Origin of the sequence: Cellulomonas chengniuliangii (genome assembly GCF_024508335.1) — a bacterium.
Classification (GTDB): domain Bacteria; phylum Actinomycetota; class Actinomycetes; order Actinomycetales; family Cellulomonadaceae; genus Cellulomonas_A; species Cellulomonas_A chengniuliangii.
The window spans coordinates 1,668,537-1,685,618 of sequence record NZ_CP101988.1; the positions used below are offsets into that span (position 1 = coordinate 1,668,537).

Below are 17,082 nucleotides of genomic sequence, written 5' to 3' on the forward strand. Positions count from 1 at the left end.
ACTACGGCGGACATCACGATCAGACCGGAGACGCACCCTTCATGGACTTCTCGTTCATCATCATCTTGGCCCTGGCCTTCGGAGCCATGTGGCTCATGACGAACCGGACGCGCAAGCAGCAGCGTCAGGCGGCTGACTTCCGCGCGAACCTCGAGGTCGGCCAGGAGGTCATGACCGGCTCGGGACTCTTCGGCACGGTCGTGGACATCGACGACGACATCATCACCCTGGAGTCGACGCCCGGCAACGAGTCCCGGTGGCTGCGCGCGGCGATCGCGAAGCTGGTCGAGCCCCCCGTCGACGAGGACGACGACGAGGAGTACGACGAGGACGAGGACGAGGCGGACGACGACGAGTCGTACGGCTCTGAGGAGGACTCGCAGGACGCCATCGACGTCCCCGACGACCTCTCCTCCATGCCGCCCGCCCGTCCGAGCAGCGACGACGACGACACCGAGAAGAAGTAGCTAGCCCTCAGCCCCGCGACGCCCAGCGCCGAGCGGGAACGGTCCCACCGCCCGGCGAGAGCCGGGCGGTGCGCGCACGAGAGAAGACACTCCGTTGGCTCAGCCACCCAGCCGCCGGCCCCGCCCGGTACGCACCCTCGCCGTGCTCGGCGCCGTCATCGTCGCGATCTTCGGCTCGCTCTTCGCGGGCACGCAGATGTCGGACGACGCCGCTTGGACGCCGAAGCTGGCCCTCGACCTCGAGGGCGGCACCCAGCTCATCCTGACGGCGGTGACGGAGAACAACGAGCCGATCACGTCGGAGACGATCTCGCAGGCGATCAACGTCATCCGGCAGCGCGTCGACTCCTCGGGTGTCGCCGAGGCCGAGATCACGAGCCAGGGCGGCCGCAACATCGTGGTCTCGCTGCCCGGCAGCCCCAGCGAGGAGACCATCGCGCTGGTGAGCAAGTCGGCGCAGATGACGTTCCGGCCGGTGCTGGCCATCGGGGCCCCTCAGGCGACGAGCGCCGACGGGACGACGGACGGCGCCACCGCGCCGCCGTCGGACGAGACCGCAGCTCCGGCGGACGGCGCCACCGACGGCGCCCCTGAGGCCGAGGAGGCGACGCCGCCGTCCGACACGCCGTCGAAGGCCGCCCCGGACAGCCCGAGCGACGTCGAGTACTACGTGACGCCCGCGGTCGAGTCGGCGTTCGACTCCCTCGACTGCACCAACCCCGACAACCTCATCGGCGGCGAGGTCGCCGACCCCGACAAGGCGCTGGCGACGTGTGACGAGGACGGCACGGCCAAGTACCTGCTCGGCCCGGTCGAGATCAAGGGCTCTGAGGTCTCCTCGGCGACCTCCGGCCTGCGGACCACGTCCACCGGGGCGACGACCAACGAGTGGGTCGTCGACATCAAGTTCAACTCGGAGGGCACGAAGCTCTTCCGCGACACCACGACGCGCCTGCAGAGCCTGGCCGCCACACCCCCGCAGAACCAGTTCGCGATGGTGCTCGACGGCCTCGTCATCTCGGCGCCGTCGCTGGACGCGGGCGTCATCATCAGCAACGGCGAGGCGCAGATCTCCGGCAGCTTCAACCGGGAGAGCGCCGCGACGCTCGCCAACCAGCTGAACTTCGGCGCGCTGCCGCTGACCTTCGACCTGCAGAGCCAGGAGCAGATCTCCGCGACGCTCGGCACCGAGCAGCTGCAGAAGGGCCTGATCGCCGGCGCCATCGGCCTGCTCCTGGTCGTCATCTACTCGCTGTTCCAGTACCGCGCGCTGGGCCTGGTCACGGTCGCCTCGCTGCTCATTGCCGGCATCGTCACCTACGGCGTCATCGCGGTGCTGTCCTGGACGCAGGGCTACCGCCTGTCGCTGCCCGGCGTCGCCGGCCTGATCGTCGCCATCGGCATCACCGCCGACTCGTTCATCGTGTACTTCGAGCGCATCCGCGACGAGCTGCGTGACGGCAGGAGCCTCGCGCCCGCCGTCGACCGCGGGTGGGACCGTGCCCGTCGCACGATCCTCGCCTCGGACGCGGTGAACTTCCTCGCGGCCGTGGTGCTGTACTTCCTGGCCGTCGGCGGCGTCCGCGGGTTCGCGTTCACGCTCGGCCTGACCACACTGATCGACCTGCTCGTCGTGTTCTTCTTCACGCACCCGCTGATGACGCTCCTGGCGCGCACCCGGTTCTTCGCGTCGGGCCACCGCTTCTCGGGGCTCGACCCGCGCCGTCTGGGCGCCGCCGCCACGCGCTACGTCGGCCGCGGCAAGGTCGTCCCCGGCGCGGCGACGGCCGGAGACGCGCACACGCTCGAGACGCCCGGGTCCCGGGTCCCCGTGGCCGCCGGTGTCCGCTCGGGCGCGGCGACGATGACCATCGCCGAGCGGCGCGCCGCGGAGCGCGCGGCCGCACAGGGATCCGGCTCGGAGCAGACCGCCCGTGACGAGCCGCAGCCCGGCCACGGTCGCGACAAGCCTGACGGCACGACACCCCCGGACGCGTCCGGTGAGCGCGGGTCCGACACGACCGAGGGGACTGAGAACTGATGGCTGTCGGATTCGCCCAGTGGGGCAACGACCTGTACACCGGGCGCCGCTCGTACGACATCGTCGGACGCCGCCGCACCTGGTACCTGATCTCCGCGGTGATCGTGCTGCTGTCGGCGGTCCTGTTGATCAAGCCCGGCCTCAACCCGGGCATCGAGTTCCGTGGCGGGTCGCAGTTCGTCGTGTCGGGCGTCTCCACGACCGACCAGACCCTGGCCGCGGACGTCGTCTCGGAGGTGGCTCCTGAGGAGGCGCCCCGGGTGACCACGGTCGGCGGCTCGGCGCTGCGCATCCAGACCCTCGCCCTTGACGAGGCGCGGCTCGCCGAGGCGCAGAAGGCGCTGGCCGAGGCCTTCGACGTCCCGGTCGAGAACGTGGCGAGCTCGTTCGTCGGCCCGTCGTGGGGCAAGGACGTCACCCAGAAGGCCCTCAACGGCCTACTCGTCTTCCTCGCCCTCGTCACGGTCGTCATGACGCTGTACTTCCGCAACTGGCGGATGGCCGCCGCAGCGCTCATCGCGCTCTTCCACGACCTGATCATCACCGTCGGCATCTACGCCGCTGTCGGGTGGGAGGTCACCCCCGCCACGGTGATCGGGTTCTTGACGATCCTCGGCTACTCGATCTACGACACGGTCGTGGTCTTCGACAAGGTGCGCGAGAACACCGCTGACGTGCTCGACCAGACGCGGTACACCTACGCCGAGAAGGCCAACCTGGCGGTCAACCAGACGCTGGTGCGGTCCATCAACACCTCGGTGGTGGCACTGCTCCCGGTGAGCGCGATCCTGTTCATCGGGGCGTTCCTGCTGGGCGCGGGCACCCTGCGCGACATCGCGCTCGCGCTGTTCATCGGGATGGCGGTCGGCACCTTCTCCTCGATCTTCCTGGCGACGCCCGCCGAGGTCACGCTGCGCGAGCGGGAGCCCAAGATCATCGAGCACACCGCCAAGGTCCTGGCGGCCCGCACGGCGGCGGAGGGCTCGCCGGAGGGCGCGCCCGTCGCGCCGGCCGTGGTCCACGTCGGCCAGCTCCGTCCCGGCGCCCATCTGGGGTCCGCGGCCCAGCCGAAGCGACGCAAGTCAGGGAAGAAGTAGCACCCCCATGCCTGCAGCAGCACTGCGCGGAGACGCGCTCATCACACGTATGCACGAGCTCATCCGCGACGTCCCCGACTTCCCGTCGCCCGGCGTCGGGTTCAAGGACATCACGCCCCTGCTCGCGGACGCTAAAGCGTTCGCGGGGGTCGTCGAGGAGATCGCCTCGCGGGTCGACGGTCCCGTGGACCTGGTGGCCGGCACGGAGGCGCGCGGGTTCATCCTCGCCGCGCCCGTGGCGGTGGCCCTCGGCGCCGGCTTCGTCCCGGTGCGCAAGCACGGCAAGCTGCCCGGGCCGACCGCCGCCGAGGAGTACGCGCTCGAGTACGGCACGGCGACGGTGGAGGTGCACCCGTTCACCGTCCCGCGCGGAGCCCGGGTCCTCATCGTCGATGATGTGCTGGCGACCGGGGGGACCGCGGGGGCGACCATCCGGCTGTTCGAGCACTGCGGCGCCCAGGTGGTCGGCCTGTCCTTCCTCGTGGAGCTCGAGTTCCTGCATGGGCGAGATGTGCTGGCAGGCCACCGCGTCGAGTCCCTCCTTGCGGTGAGTTGACAGGTCGGCGACGTAGACTCGTGCGGATCGGGCCCTCGGGCCCGCGGTGGTGATGTGACGCTCGTCCCCACCGGCGCCGGCCTCGCACCCAGCGAGGGACGGTTCATGGAGCTGCGGGAGGGGTGAGATGAGCGAGAACGTACGGACGACGCGCTCGGACGTCCCCACGGTCCCGACGGACGGCCAGTCCGCCAGCCGGGTGCGGTCGCGCCTGGCGAGGTTCGGCACACGTGGGCCTGCGACGTCCCCTGCGCTGGAGCCGCTGCTCCAGGCGATCCACACCAACCATCCGAAGGCCGACCTGTCGGTCATCGAGCAGGCGTACGTCGTCGCGGAGCGCGCGCACCGGGGCCAGCTGCGCAAGAGCGGCGACCCGTACATCACGCACCCCGTGGCGGTGGCCACGATCCTCGCCGAGCTCGGCATGACGCCGCCGACCCTCGCCGCCGCACTGCTGCACGACACGGTCGAGGACACCGACTACTCGCTCGACCAGCTCCGGGCGGAGTTCGGCCCCGAGATCGCGATGCTCGTCGACGGCGTGACCAAGCTCGACAAGGTGGCCTACGGGGACGCCGCGCAGGCTGAGACCGTCCGCAAGATGGTCGTCGCGATGTCGCGGGACATCCGTGTGCTCGTCATCAAGCTCGCCGACCGGCTGCACAACGCGCGGACCTGGAAGTTCGTCGCGTCGTCCTCCGCCGAGCGCAAGGCTCGCGAGACCCTCGAGATCTACGCCCCGCTCGCCCACCGCCTGGGCATGAACACCATCAAGTGGGAGCTCGAGGACCTGTCCTTCGCGACCCTGTACCCGAAGGTCTACGAGGAGATCGTGCACCTCGTGGCCGAGCGCGCCCCGGCCCGCGAGGAGTACCTCGCGGTGGTCCGGGACCAGGTCGGCGCGGACCTGCGGACCGCGAAGATCAAGGCCACGGTCACCGGCAGGCCGAAGCACTACTACTCGATCTACCAGAAGATGATCGTCCGCGGCCGTGACTTCGCGGACATCTACGACCTCGTCGGCGTCCGGGTCCTGGTGGACTCGGTGCGCGACTGTTACGCGGCGCTCGGCGCCCTGCACGCGCGGTGGAACCCCGTCCCCGGACGGTTCAAGGACTACATCGCGATGCCCAAGTTCAACCTCTACCAGTCGCTCCACACCACGGTGATCGGCCCTGGCGGCAAGCCGGTGGAGATCCAGATCCGCACCCACGACATGCACCGGCGCGCGGAGTACGGCGTCGCGGCTCACTGGAAGTACAAGGAGAGCGCGAAGAACGCCCAGAGCGGCGCCACGGACCCGGCCGGGAACGACATGACGTGGCTGCGGCAGCTGGTGGACTGGCAGAAGGAGACCGCCGACCCGAGCGAGTTCCTGGACTCCCTGCGCTTCGAGATCGCCGGCGCGGAGGTGTACGTCTTCACGCCGAAGGGCGACGTGGTCGCCCTTCCCGCCGGCTCCACCCCGGTCGACTTCGCCTATGCGGTCCACACCGAGGTGGGGCACCGCACGATGGGCGGCAGGGTCAACGGCCGGCTCGTGCCCTTGGACTCGGCCCTGGAGAACGGCGACGTCGTCGACGTGCTGACGTCCAAGTCCGAGACAGCAGGCCCGAGCCGGGACTGGCTGGGCTTCGTCAAGAGCCCGCGCGCGAGGAACAAGATCCGCCAGTGGTTCTCGAAGGAGCGCCGCGAGGAGGCCATCGAGCAGGGCAAGGACGCCATCGCCAAGGCGATGCGGAAGCAGAACCTGCCCATCCAGCGCCTGCTGTCGCACGAGTCCTTGGTCGCGCTCGCCAACGAGATGCGCTACGCGGACGTGTCCGCCCTGTACGCGGCGATCGGCGAGGGCCAGGTGTCTGCGGCGACCGTGGTGCACCGGTTGGTGCAGGCGATGGGCGGGGAGCCTGGGGCCGAGGAGGACATCGCCGAGACGGCGCGGCCTGGCAACACGGCCCGCCGGGTTCGCACCGGGGACCCGGGCGTGGTCGTGCGCGGCGTCGACGACATCTGGGTCAAGCTCGCCAAGTGCTGCACCCCGGTGCCCGGGGACGAGATCATCGGGTTCGTCACGCGAGGCCAGGGCGTCAGCGTGCACCGCACCGACTGCGTCAACGTGGACCAGCTGCGCGCGCAGCCGGAGCGGATCGTCGACGTGGAGTGGACCCAGGGGAGCAGCGCGCTGTTCCTGGTCCAGATCCAGGTCGAGGCGCTCGACCGCAGCCGCCTGCTCTCGGACGTGACTCGGGTCTTGTCCGACCATCACGTGAACATCCTGTCCGCGTCTGTGTCGACCTCGCGGGACCGTGTCGCCATGTCGAGGTTCGTCTTCGAGATGGCCGAGCCCTCGCATCTCGCGTCGGTGCTCTCGGCGGTCCGGAAGGTCGAGGGCGTTTTCGACGTCTACCGGATCACCGGCGCCAAGGCCGCCGAGGAGCCGGTCATCCGCGCCTGAGCCTCGGCTCGTCGCACAGGGCGGCGACGCGCGTCAGCGTCGAGCGCGCGTCCCGCACCCCGGCGTGCCCGGGCAGCGCGTCGAGGGCGCGCAGCGCCGCGGCCGGGTCGAACCCGGCCGCGCAGAGTCGCAGGAGCACGCGTCGCGCAGTCTCAGGTGACGCCCACCGCGCCACGTCGAGACCTGTGCGCTGCACGGTGGTCACCCTGACGCCCGCGACCACGACCACGTCCTGAGGGCCGAGGGCGCACTCGTGGGTCACCCGCAGCGGGTGCGGGTCTGGGCGCCGCCGACGCGGGCCGACGATCACCTCGGCCCGCGAGGGGGCCCGGCCGCCCGTGTGCACCCAGGCGGCCGTGCCGCGCCCGAGGACGGCGCGGGACGGGACCAAGGAGCCGAGGGCCGCGGCGCGGTGCTCGGCGGAGACCGCCACCCCTGCCGTGACGGCGAGCCCGCCCCACACGCGCAGCGCGTGGCCGTCCCGGAGCAGCGCGTCGAACGCCACCTCCCCGACCACCGCGGGGGACGTCGCGTCATCGGCGGGCGGCACAGGGGGACGAGGCATCCAGGGGGCGCTCACGCTGCCAGCATGCCCGCCGGCGGACGCGCGAGGCGTGGGGGAGAGGCGGCTGTGGACAGCGCGTGAGGCGCCGGACATGACGCGGCCCGGGGCGCCGCAGCCATCGCCGCGCCCCGGGCCGTGAGCCTCAGGCTCAGCCGCGCGCGTCCTGCGCGGCCCGCTGGACCTGCTCGAGCCAGGCCCGGCGCGCGTCGAGGGCGGCCTGGGCCTCCTCGACCTTGCGCTTGTCGCCCTTGGCCTGCGCGCTCGCCAGGTCGGCCTCGAGCGCTGCGATGGCGCTCTCGAGCTGCGCCGCGGCGCCCTCCGCGCGGGCACGCGTCTCGGGGTTGCTGCGCCGCCACACCGCCTGCTCGGCGTCGCGCACCGCGGTCTCGACGGCACGCATGCGCCCCTCGACCCGCTGCACGTCGCCACGCGGGACCTTGCCGGCGGCCTCCCAGCGGTCCTGCAGGGTGCGCAGCGTCGACTTGGCGGAGGCCAGGTCGGTCACCGGCACGAGGCGCTCGGCCTCGACCAGGATGGCCTCCTTGACCTCGAGGTTGGCCTGGTACTCGGAGTCGGTCGCGGCGGACTCGGCGTCGCGGGCGGCGAAGAACGCGTCCTGGGCGGCGCGGAAGCGGGCCCACAGCGCGTCGTCGTCGGCACGGCTGGCGCGCCCGGCAGCCTTCCACCGGGTCATCAGGTCACGGTAGGCGCCTGCCGTGTGGCCCCAGTCCGTGCTGGTCGAGAGCTTCTCGGCCTCCAGGACGAGGGCCTCCTTGGCCTGCTTGGCCCCGGCATTGCGGGACTCGAGCTCGGCGAAGAAGTGCCGGCGCTCACGGTCGAACGTCGTGCGCGCGTGGCTGAACCGCTTCCACAGCGCCTCCTCGGTCGGCCGGTCGATGCGCGGCCCGGACCGCTGGGCGTCCTTCCACTGCTCGAGCAGGAGTCGGAGCTGCTCGCCGGCGGGGCGCCACTGGATGCGCTCGGGGTCTGTCGAGGCGATCTTCTCGGCCTGCTCGACGATGTGGGTGCGGGCGGCGACCGCTGCCTCGCGTGCCGCGGCGCGCTCGGCCTCCGCCGCTGCCCGGCGCTCGGCTGCGAGCGTGCGCAGACCGTCCATGCGTGCCCGCAGGCCGTCGAGGTCGCCGACGGCGGCCGGCGCGGCCAACTCCTCCGTCAGACGAGCCAGCGTCTGGTCGATCTCCTTGATCGCCAGGTCGCGGGCGGTGAGGCGGGTCTCGAAGAGCACGACCTTGGCCAGCAGGTCGAGGTAGCGACGGACGTACAGCGCGAGCGCCTCGTCCGGCGTGGCGCCGGGGAACTGCCCGACGACGCGCTCGCCCGACGCCTCGCGGACGTAGACCGAGCCCTCCTCGTCGACGCGGCCGAACGTGGCGGCGTGCGCGGCCTCGGCGGCGTCCGCCGGGGGGACGACGCGCGCGGGCGCCTCCGCGGCGACGGCCGCCGGGGTGGGGGCGGCTGCCGGGCGGGGCCGCGGCATGGGCCGGGGCACGGGCCGCGGCGTGGGGGAGGCGCTCGGCGCCGCCGGCTCGGCAGCGGGCTCGTCGGCCGCCTCGGCGGCAGGCTCCTCGACGACCTCGTCGGCCGGCGCGGCGTCGGCGGCGGGGGCCTCCGACGTCGTCTCGGCCTCGGCCGCGGCCTCAGTGGGCTGAGGCGCCTCGACCTCCGCGGTCGCCGCCTGGGGGGCGTCGCCTTCCGCCACGATGGACTCGGCGACCTCGTCGCGCTCGCGCTCCTGGGCGGCAGGGTTCTCGGTCACTGGGTCTCCACTCCCTCGATGATGACGTCGAGGGCGGGAGCGACGCCGTCGCTCCCGTTCCCCGCGTCAGCGATTGCCTGCACCACGTCCAGACCGGACGTGATGCGGCCGAACACCGTGTATCCACCTGCCGCGTCGGACGGGATGGTCGAGTCCTCGTAGACGAGGAAGAACTGGCTGCCCATCGACGCGCCGTCGCCGCCCACGCGGGCCATGGCGATCGTGCCCGCGGGGTAGACGTCGTCCGCGGGGGCGTTCTCGATGGGGCCCCACGTGTAGCCGGGTCCACCGGTGCCGGTGCCCGTCGGGTCGCCGCACTGCAGCACGTGGATTCCCGTGGTCACCAGACGGTGGCACGCGGTCGAGTCGAAGAACGAGTCCTGAGCGAGCGAGACGAAGTTCGCCACGGCCTGGGGCGCACTGGCTCCGTCGAGCTCGAAGGCGACGTCGCCCTGGCTCGTGCGCAGGCTCCCGGTCCATGCGCGGCCCTCGGCCAGCGCGGGATCGGGCGCGAGCGCGTCAGAGGCCGGGGTCGAGGCGTCGGCCGCGGGGGGCGCGTCATCCGAGCCGCCGAGCGTCACGAGGGCCGCGGCGACGCCGACGCCCACCACGAGCACGCCCACGACGCCGGCGGCGATCAGGGCGCGCTGGCGCCGGCGACGCGCCTCACGCGCCGCCTGCCGCTGCTGCCACTTCTCGTACCGACGACGCTCGTACTCGCGCTTGCTCGGTGACACGCATACTCCTCGACGACGGGCGGCCTGCTGACACCGTGATCAGCGGTCCCGCGCTCCTGACCCCGACAGTCTAGGCAACCCGGGGCCCTGCGACGCCACGCCACGACGGGAGAGGCCTGGCGCGTTCGCCGGAAGCGTCGCCTCGCGCGCTCGGTACGGTGGCCTGATGCAGCTCATCACCGTCGTCGCCCCGGTCTTCGGGGCCAACTGCTACGTCCTGGCCGCTGACGACCGCACGTGCGTGATCGTCGACCCGGGCGGGGGGGCGGCCGCTGGGGTGCGGCGCGCTGTGCGGGAGCAAGGCCTGACCCCCGTGGCGGTCCTAGCCACGCACGGCCATGTGGACCACACCTGGGACGCCGCCGAGCTGTCCGAGGAGTTCGACGTCCCGGTGCTCCTGCACCGCGCCGACCAGTACCGCCTGGCGGACCCGTTCGGCACCCTGGGGCTGGGCGGCGCGCAGGATCCGGCTGGCCCGCTCGCGCAGTCGCTGCAGTCCCTGGGCATCGCCCCGGAGGACTACCGCGTCCCCGCGCGAGTCGAGCCCTTCGGCGGGGAGCCCGGGGCGGATGGCAGGTCCGCGGACGAGGTGCTCGACCTGGGCGGGCTGCGCCTGGTGGCGCGGCACGCGCCCGGGCACACCGAGGGCGCGACCCTGTACCTGCTCGACGTCCGGCCGGCGCCGGTGGCCTTCACCGGCGACGTGCTCTTCTCCGGCACCGTGGGACGCACCGACCTGCCGGGCGGCGACGACGAGGTGATGGCCCGCACACTGCGGGAGGTCGTGCGGACGCTGCCGGGCGACACGGTGGTGCTCCCCGGCCACGGCCCGGGCACCACGATGGACGACGAGCTGGGCCGTAATCCGTACCTGGCAAGATAAGGCCTCATGGCACGCCCCACCCCCCTGTCCGGATTCCCTGAGTGGTTGCCCGATGGGCGCATCGTCGAGCAGCACGTCCTCGACGTGCTGCGCCGCACCTTCGAGCTCCACGGCTTCGCCGGGATCGAGACCCGTGCCGTCGAGCCGCTCGACCAGCTGCTGCGCAAGGGCGAGACCTCCAAGGAGGTCTACGTGCTGCGTCGTCTCCATGACGACCCGGCCGCTGCGGAGGACGACCGCTCGGGCCAGCTGGGCCTGCACTTCGACCTGACGGTCCCCTTCGCGCGGTACGTGCTGGAGAACTCCGGCCACCTGGCGTTCCCCTTCCAGCGCTACCAGATCCAGAAGGTCTGGCGTGGCGAGCGCCCCCAGGACGGCCGGTTCCGGGAGTTCACCCAGGCGGACATCGATGTGGTGGGCGCCGGGGCGCTGCCGTACCACTACGAGGTCGAGCTGCCGCTGGTGATGGCCGAGGCACTCGGGTCGCTGCGCGACATCGGCGTGCCGCCGGTGCGCATCCTGGTGAACAACCGGAAGGTGGCCGAGGGCTTCTACCGCGGCCTCGGCCTCGAGGACGTCGAGGGGGTGCTGCGCTCGATCGACAAGCTCGACAAGATCGGCGCGGACGCCGTGGCGGCCCTGCTGGTCGCGGAGACGGGCGCCTCCGAGGATCAGGCTCGTGCCTGTCTCGAGCTGGCGGCGATCTCCGGCGCTGACGAGTCCGTGATCACGCGCGTGCGCGAGCTGGCCGAGTCCCGGTCGGTGTCCTCGGAGTTGCTGGACGAAGGGCTCGAGGAGCTCGGCGCCCTCGTCCGGGCCGCGGCCGAGCGGGCGCCCGGCGTCGTCGTCGCCGACCTGAAGATCGCGCGCGGCCTCGACTACTACACGGGGTCGGTGTACGAGACGGTCCTCGTCGGCCACGAGCAGCTCGGGTCGATCTGCTCGGGCGGCCGTTACGACACACTGGCGTCCGACGGTTCCACCACGTACCCGGGTGTCGGCCTGTCGATCGGCGTGTCCCGGCTGGTCTCGCGCCTGCTGGCCGGGGGACTGGTGCGCGCCTCGCGCTCCGTGCCGAGCGCCGTGCTGGTCGCGGTCGTCTCGGAGGAGGCCCGCGCCGCCTCGGACGCCGTGGCGGCGAGCCTGCGCAGCCGAGGCATCCCGGTGGAGGTGGCGCCGGCCGCGGCCAAGTTCGGCAAGCAGATCCGTCACGCGGACCGACGCGGCATCCCGTTCGTGTGGTTCCCCGGCGCCGTCGGCGAGGACGGCGTGCGCGGCGCCGACCAGGTCAAGGACATCCGCTCGGGCGAGCAGCACGACGCCGACGCGGCGACGTGGCAGCCGCCCGTCGAGGACTGGTGGCCCCGGGTGCAGCCCGCCGTCTGATCCCGCGCCGGCCTCCCGCGCCGCCCTGGCCAGGGCGGTTGACGGGTGATCGAACACGTGTTCGACTGGCGGCATGCGGTGGGACGGGCAGTCGGTGCGGTCGGGGGAGGACGGGGCGCTCCCCGGCCTCGCGCTGTCGGGCCTGCTGCGCAGCGTGCGCACCCCCGATTTCGCGGGTGTGACGTTTCACGAGGTGGCCGCCAAGAGCGCCTTGAACAAGGTGCCCGAGGCATCGTCCATGCCGTTCCGATGGACGGTGAACCCGATGCGCGGATGCGTGCACGCATGCGCCTACTGCTATGCGCGACCGACCCACGAGTACCTCGAGTTGGACGCCGGGCAGGACTTCGAGACGCAGATCGTCGTCAAGACGAACGTGGTCGAGGTGCTCCGCGCCGAGCTGGCACGGCCGTCCTGGCGACGCGAGCATGTGGCGCTGGGGACCAACACCGACCCTTACCAGCGCCCGGAGGGCCGTTATCGGCTGATGCCCGGCATCATCGAGGAGCTGGCGGCGTCGGGCACCCCCTTCTCGATCCTCACCAAGGGCCCGCTGCTGCGCCGGGACCTGCCCGTGCTGGTGGACGCCGCGCGACGGGTGCCGGTGGGGGTCGCGGTGTCGCTCGCGATGCTGGACCCGGAGTTGCAGCAGTCGGTCGAGCCGGGGACGCCCTTGCCCCGGGCGCGGCTGGACCTGATCCGCGCCGTGCGCGACGCGGGCTTGCCCTGCGGGGTCTTCGTGGCGCCCGTGATGCCATGGCTGACCGACTCGGAGGAGCATCTCGACGCCTTGCTGGCCGCGCTGGCCGACGCGGGCGCCTCAGGGGTGACAGTCCTGCCGATGCACCTGCGCGGATCGGTGAAGCCCTGGTTCCTGCGCTGGCTCGCGCAGGAGCGCCCGGAGCTCGTGCCCCGTTACCGCCGCCTCTACGGGCGCGGCGCCTACGTGCCCGTCGAGTACAAGAACTGGCTGTGGGCGCGGGTCCGACCCCTGTTGGAGGCGCATGGGTTCGACAAGCGCGCAGAGCGCCAGGCGGAGGGCGCCCAGCGCCGCCCGGAGGAGGGCGCCTACCCGGCTGGCAGCATCCCCGAGTTGGCGGCCGCCGGGGGAGCGGGCTTCGACGTGGACCAGCCGGCGCTCTTCTGACCAGCGCCGCCGAGCGTCCTCGAGTGCCGCGGCGCGATAGCCGCACCGCAAACGCTGCGATCGGCGCACGGGCGGACGTGCGGGCCGACTACTCAGTGTGCACTCCTGGCCTTGCCTGATAACGGAAGCACGCGCCTCGGCCCGGCCATCCGACCTCCTGCGTCTCTGCGCGCTCCGCGCGGCCGGGGACGGCAGGAGGTGGTTCCGTTATCATTGACGCATGACCATCAGCGCCGATGCGACGACCCCGCTCGGGGAAGTGGTCCAGATGTACCTCGACCGCCTCGACGCGGCGCCCTCGACCGTCCGTCAGCGACGGTGGGCGCTCCGCGACCTGCAGGTCTTCGCCGACGATCGCGCCGGGACGTGGGGGAGCACGGTCGCGCACGCGCTCGACGCCGGCACGCTGTCGGACTGGCTGGCCTCACGTGCCGACTCCACGGTGTCCGCGCAGAGGGCCCGGGCGAGCGCGGCCAGAGCCCTGGCCGCCTTCCTGCGCGACCACCTGGGCGCCACCGACCTGGCGGAGGCGAAGGGATCGTTGGCCCTGCCCGCCGCGCCCCCGGCCGAGCGGTCCGCGACTCGTGGACGCGCGCTGCTCGCCGCGACGGCCGCCGGGCGGCCCCGGCCGGTCCTCCCGGAGGTGTGGGCGCGGTTCGTCGCGCACGTGGGCCTGCTGGCGGCGACGGGAGCCGGAGAGGACGCCCTCGCCCGGCTCCGGGTGGCCGACGCCGTCGGCTCGAGCGTGCTGGGGAGGCCCGTGCCCGACGGCGCCCGGCACGCGGTCCAGGCGTGGCTCGAGGTGCGCTCCGAGGTGGTGCGCGGATTGCAGGGCAGCGATCCCGGCTCGCTGTGGGTGCGGGTGCACGCGGGCGCGGACCGGCGCACCGGCCACGTCGCCCCGGCAGGGCTGGCGATCAGCGCGCGCGGCCTGCGCTTGTCCTTCACGACGGTGCGTGACGCGCTGGCCGCCGTGGGCCACAGGGTCGGGGATGTCCAGGTCCGTGACGTCCGAGCAGTCGCCGAGCGCCCCTGAGGACGGCTCCGCCCAACAGTGTGGTCCTCCGGGTGCTCAGTCCTGCGCGAGCCGCGCGGGGAAGCCGCCCGTCGCGATGGGGCCCCACTGGTCGATCGTGACCCGGATGAGCGACTTGCCCTGGTGCGCCATCGCGGCCCGGTACTCGTCCCAGTCGGGGTGCTCGCCCGCGATGCACCGGTAGTACTCGACGAGCGGCTCGACCGACTCGGGCAGGTCCAGGACCTCGGCCGTGCCGTCCACCTGGACGTACGGCCCGTCGAAGTCGTCCGACAGCACGCACAACGACACCGCGGGGGAACGGCGGGCGTTCACCGCCTTCGCCCGGTCCGGGTAGGTCGAGATGACGATCCGCCCGGCGCCGTCGACTCCGCAGGCCACCGGCGACATCTGCGGCGCCCCCGAGGCGCGCTGTGTCATCAGCACCGCGTGATGGCGGACGCGGAGGAAGTCGAGCAGCTCCTCCCGCGGCACGCGTCGGGCTGTGGCGATGGCACGGGGCACGGTGATCTCCAACGGCGGAGCAGGTCAGGACGCCCTCATTATGCGGCCGCCCGTCCTGCCGCGCGGTCCCGTGGGGGCGTGCCTACCGTGAGGAGATGAGCCCACGAGCGGGTGGCGGGGAGCCCGGGCAAAACCCCGCCGGATGGACCGCGCTCGTCTTCATCGGGCTCGGCCTGTCGATGATCGTCATGGACGTGACCATCGTCAACGTGTCGCTGCCGCAGATCATCGAGGATCTCGACATCAGCTCGATCGACTCGGAGTGGGTCCAGTCGATGTACTCGCTGGTGTTCGCGGCCTTGCTGATCACCTTCGGCCGCTTGGGCGACAAGGTGGGGCGCCGGACGGTGTTCGTCATCGGGTCCGTGGTCTTCGGCGTCGCCAGCGCGATCGCCACGCAGGTCGACACGGGTGCGCAGCTCATCGCGGTGCGGGCGCTGCAGGGCGTCGGCGGAGCGATGATCTCGCCGAACTCCCTGTCCTTGCTCAACTCGCTGTACCAGGGCCGGCGCCGCAACGTCGCGTTCGCGGTCTACGGGGCGATCCTCGCCGGCATGGCGGGCATCGGCCCGCTGCTCGGCGGCTACCTCACCGAGTACTACTCCTGGCGGCACTCGTTCGGCGTGAACGTGCCCATCGCGATCGTCGTCATCATCGGCTGCCTGTGGTTCGTGCCGAACACCAAGGACGAGCACGCCCTCGGACGCGACTTGTGGGGGATGCTGCTCTCGGCCGTCGGCATCGGCGCACTGGTCTTCGGGCTGATCGAGGGCCGCACCGACGGGTGGTGGATCGCGATCCGCGACGTCCACCTGCTCGGCATCACGTTCACCGAGGGCGGCCTGTCCCCGGTGCCGATCGCGTTCGCCGTGGCCGTGGTGACCCTGGTCGGCCTGTGGTTCTTCGAGGAGGGGCGTCGGCGGCGCAAGGCGGCCCTGCTCATCGACATGACGTTGTTCAAGATCAAGTCGTTCGGGTTCGGCTCGCTCGTAGCGCTGATCGTCTCGCTTGGCGAGTTCGGCATCCTGTTCGCGCTGCCGCTGTTCGTGCAGAACGCCCTCGGGTACAGCCCGCTCAGCTCGGGGGCTCTCACGGCCTCGGTCGCGGCAGGGGCCCTGGTCGCGGGCGCCACGGCTGCCCAGCTCGCCAACCGCACGAGCCCGCGCGCCGTGACCCGGCTCGGCATGGCCCTCGAGGTCGCTGGGATCGTCAGCCTCGGCCTGGTGGTCTCGGCCCACGTTCCGCGCTGGCACATGGTGGTGTGCCTCGTCGTGTACGGCGTGGGCATCGGACTCGCCCAGTCCCAGCTCGTCAACATCATCCTGGGCAAAGTGCCTGTCGAGGAGAGCGGGCAGGCCTCGGGAACCGAGGCGACCGCGCGGCGGATCGGCACCGCGCTGGGCAGCGCCGTCGTCGGCACGGTCCTGTTCGTGGGCTTGCAGTCCGACACCGAGAGGAAGGTCGGCGAGGTCGAGGGCGTGACGGCGGAGCAGGCCACCGAGATCGGGAAGGCCGTGGAGGACTCCGACGGGGTGGCCATCTCCGAGCTCGCACGCCAGCCCGGGGGAGAGGCCGTCGCCGAGGCGTCGCGGGAGGCCTTCGCGGAGGCGTTGCGACGCACCGCGTTCGTCGCCGGTGGGCTGGTCGCGGTGGGCTTGGCCACCACCGCGGTGCTGCCGTCGGGGAGGCCCGAGGACACCGTGAGGCGGAGCCCCTCGGGGCCACGCCGGAGTCCGACCCGCACGTGAGCGTCCTCGCCTTCGACGGGCACATCGCGGCGCTGGGCGCAGTGAGCGGCGTGCGCCTAGTGGTCGGGCGCTGGCTGCGCAGCCCGTTCGGCCGCTTCGCCGACGTCATGGTGTCCCTCGCCGACGGCCGGCGGCTCCTGCTGGCGCCCACCGACGCGGTCGCCGATCTCGTCGCCACCACGTACTCCTTCGACGAGGTCCACCTGGCGCCCGTGGTGGTGGGCGCCGATCCGCGGCTCCGGACGTGGCGGGTGACAGCGGGACCGCTCGAGGCCCGGTTCCGCATCGGCGGACGCACCGCGCTGGGCCGGGTCCTGCACGCCGTGCCCGGCCAGGTCAGCGGCAGCCGCCTGTTCGCGGGCGCCGTCGACCCGATCGCGCGGGCCGTCCTCCCCGGGGTGCGCACGTCCGGAAGCGCCGGCCACGGGCGTCACGAGTGGTACGCGGCCTCTGACCAGCACGCCATCACCGACGCGCAGTGCTCGTGGGGAGGGCGGGACCTGGGGGGGCTCGCCGACGTCCACCCGCCGGTCGCCTTCGGATTCGGCTCGGCGCCCCGCCAGCCGTCCGTGACCCGGCTGACGACGTACGTGCGGGCGCCGGACGCGACCAGCGCCGTGCGTCCGCGCAATGCCGGACAGCGACGCCCCGGACCTTGACTAGGATCAGGTGGGCGCGTCCCC

At 72.5% G+C, this 17,082-nt stretch carries 15 protein-coding genes; 11 read left to right on the forward strand and 4 right to left on the reverse strand.

Translation table 11 applies throughout. The features are described from left to right. Window positions 1–41: 41 nt before the first annotated feature. From yajC to NP064_RS07775, 5 genes are all read left to right on the forward strand, one after another. Window positions 42–467 carry a preprotein translocase subunit YajC gene (yajC, locus tag NP064_RS07755; RefSeq protein ID WP_227569046.1) on the forward strand — a complete coding sequence of 142 codons (426 nt, stop codon included), beginning with the start codon at window positions 42–44 and terminating at the stop codon, window positions 465–467. A gap of 196 nt (window positions 468–663) precedes the next feature. Then, window positions 664–2,508, forward strand: a complete 1,845-nt coding sequence (gene secD, locus NP064_RS07760; RefSeq protein ID WP_227569189.1) for a protein translocase subunit SecD — start codon at window positions 664–666, stop codon at window positions 2,506–2,508. Beyond that, a complete protein-coding gene (secF, locus tag NP064_RS07765) occupies window positions 2,508–3,605 on the forward strand; it encodes a protein translocase subunit SecF (RefSeq protein WP_227569047.1) in 1,098 nt (365 codons plus the stop codon). The genes secD and secF overlap by 1 nt, the downstream gene beginning before the upstream one ends. A gap of 7 nt (window positions 3,606–3,612) precedes the next feature. Further along, complete coding sequence (locus tag NP064_RS07770) at window positions 3,613–4,161, forward strand: adenine phosphoribosyltransferase (protein WP_227569048.1); 549 nt, start codon at window positions 3,613–3,615, stop codon at window positions 4,159–4,161. 127 nt (window positions 4,162–4,288) lie between these two features. After that, the gene (locus NP064_RS07775) at window positions 4,289–6,616 is read left to right on the forward strand and encodes a RelA/SpoT family protein (RefSeq protein ID WP_227569049.1); all 2,328 of its coding nucleotides are present in this window, start codon (window positions 4,289–4,291) and stop codon (window positions 6,614–6,616) included. Here the strand turns inward: NP064_RS07775 and NP064_RS07780 are convergent. The 3 genes from NP064_RS07780 to NP064_RS07790 all read right to left on the reverse strand — a co-directional run bounded on the left by NP064_RS07780 (window position 6,603) and on the right by NP064_RS07790 (window position 9,695). Next, window positions 6,603–7,181 carry a hypothetical protein gene (locus NP064_RS07780; RefSeq protein ID WP_227569050.1) on the reverse strand — a complete coding sequence of 193 codons (579 nt, stop codon included), beginning with the start codon at window positions 7,179–7,181 and terminating at the stop codon, window positions 6,603–6,605. The genes NP064_RS07775 and NP064_RS07780 overlap by 14 nt on opposite strands. A 148-nt stretch (window positions 7,182–7,329) precedes the next feature. Further along, a complete protein-coding gene (locus NP064_RS07785; RefSeq protein ID WP_227569051.1) occupies window positions 7,330–8,958 on the reverse strand; it encodes a DUF349 domain-containing protein in 1,629 nt (542 codons plus the stop codon). Next, window positions 8,955–9,695, reverse strand: a complete 741-nt coding sequence (locus NP064_RS07790) for a peptidylprolyl isomerase (RefSeq protein ID WP_227569052.1) — start codon at window positions 9,693–9,695, stop codon at window positions 8,955–8,957. The genes NP064_RS07785 and NP064_RS07790 overlap by 4 nt, the downstream gene beginning before the upstream one ends. 166 nt (window positions 9,696–9,861) lie before the next feature. Here NP064_RS07790 and NP064_RS07795 point away from each other — a divergent pair, with 166 nt between their 5' ends. The 4 genes from NP064_RS07795 (at window position 9,862) to NP064_RS07810 (ending at window position 14,147) form a co-directional block, all read left to right on the forward strand. Then, window positions 9,862–10,578, forward strand: a complete 717-nt coding sequence (locus NP064_RS07795) for an MBL fold metallo-hydrolase (protein ID WP_227569053.1) — start codon at window positions 9,862–9,864, stop codon at window positions 10,576–10,578. A 6-nt stretch (window positions 10,579–10,584) separates the two neighbouring features. Beyond that, on the forward strand, window positions 10,585–11,964 hold the full coding sequence (gene hisS, locus NP064_RS07800; protein ID WP_227569054.1) for a histidine--tRNA ligase: 1,380 nt from the start codon (window positions 10,585–10,587) through the stop codon (window positions 11,962–11,964). Between the two features lie 73 nt (window positions 11,965–12,037). Next, on the forward strand, window positions 12,038–13,111 hold the full coding sequence (locus NP064_RS07805; RefSeq protein WP_227569055.1) for an Rv2578c family radical SAM protein: 1,074 nt from the start codon (window positions 12,038–12,040) through the stop codon (window positions 13,109–13,111). Between the two features lie 220 nt (window positions 13,112–13,331). Continuing rightward, window positions 13,332–14,147 carry a hypothetical protein gene (locus tag NP064_RS07810; protein ID WP_227569056.1) on the forward strand — a complete coding sequence of 272 codons (816 nt, stop codon included), beginning with the start codon at window positions 13,332–13,334 and terminating at the stop codon, window positions 14,145–14,147. A 36-nt stretch (window positions 14,148–14,183) separates the two neighbouring features. Here NP064_RS07810 and NP064_RS07815 read toward each other — a convergent pair whose 3' ends face one another. Beyond that, a complete protein-coding gene (locus NP064_RS07815) occupies window positions 14,184–14,651 on the reverse strand; it encodes a PPOX class F420-dependent oxidoreductase (protein ID WP_227569057.1) in 468 nt (155 codons plus the stop codon). A gap of 95 nt (window positions 14,652–14,746) precedes the next feature. Between NP064_RS07815 and NP064_RS07820 the strand changes: the two genes are divergently transcribed. Continuing rightward, complete coding sequence (locus tag NP064_RS07820; protein WP_227569058.1) at window positions 14,747–16,399, forward strand: MFS transporter; 1,653 nt, start codon at window positions 14,747–14,749, stop codon at window positions 16,397–16,399. Further along, on the forward strand, window positions 16,396–17,058 hold the full coding sequence (locus NP064_RS07825; protein WP_227569059.1) for a hypothetical protein: 663 nt from the start codon (window positions 16,396–16,398) through the stop codon (window positions 17,056–17,058). Before NP064_RS07820 ends, NP064_RS07825 begins: the two co-directional genes overlap by 4 nt. Window positions 17,059–17,082: the final 24 nt, after the last annotated feature.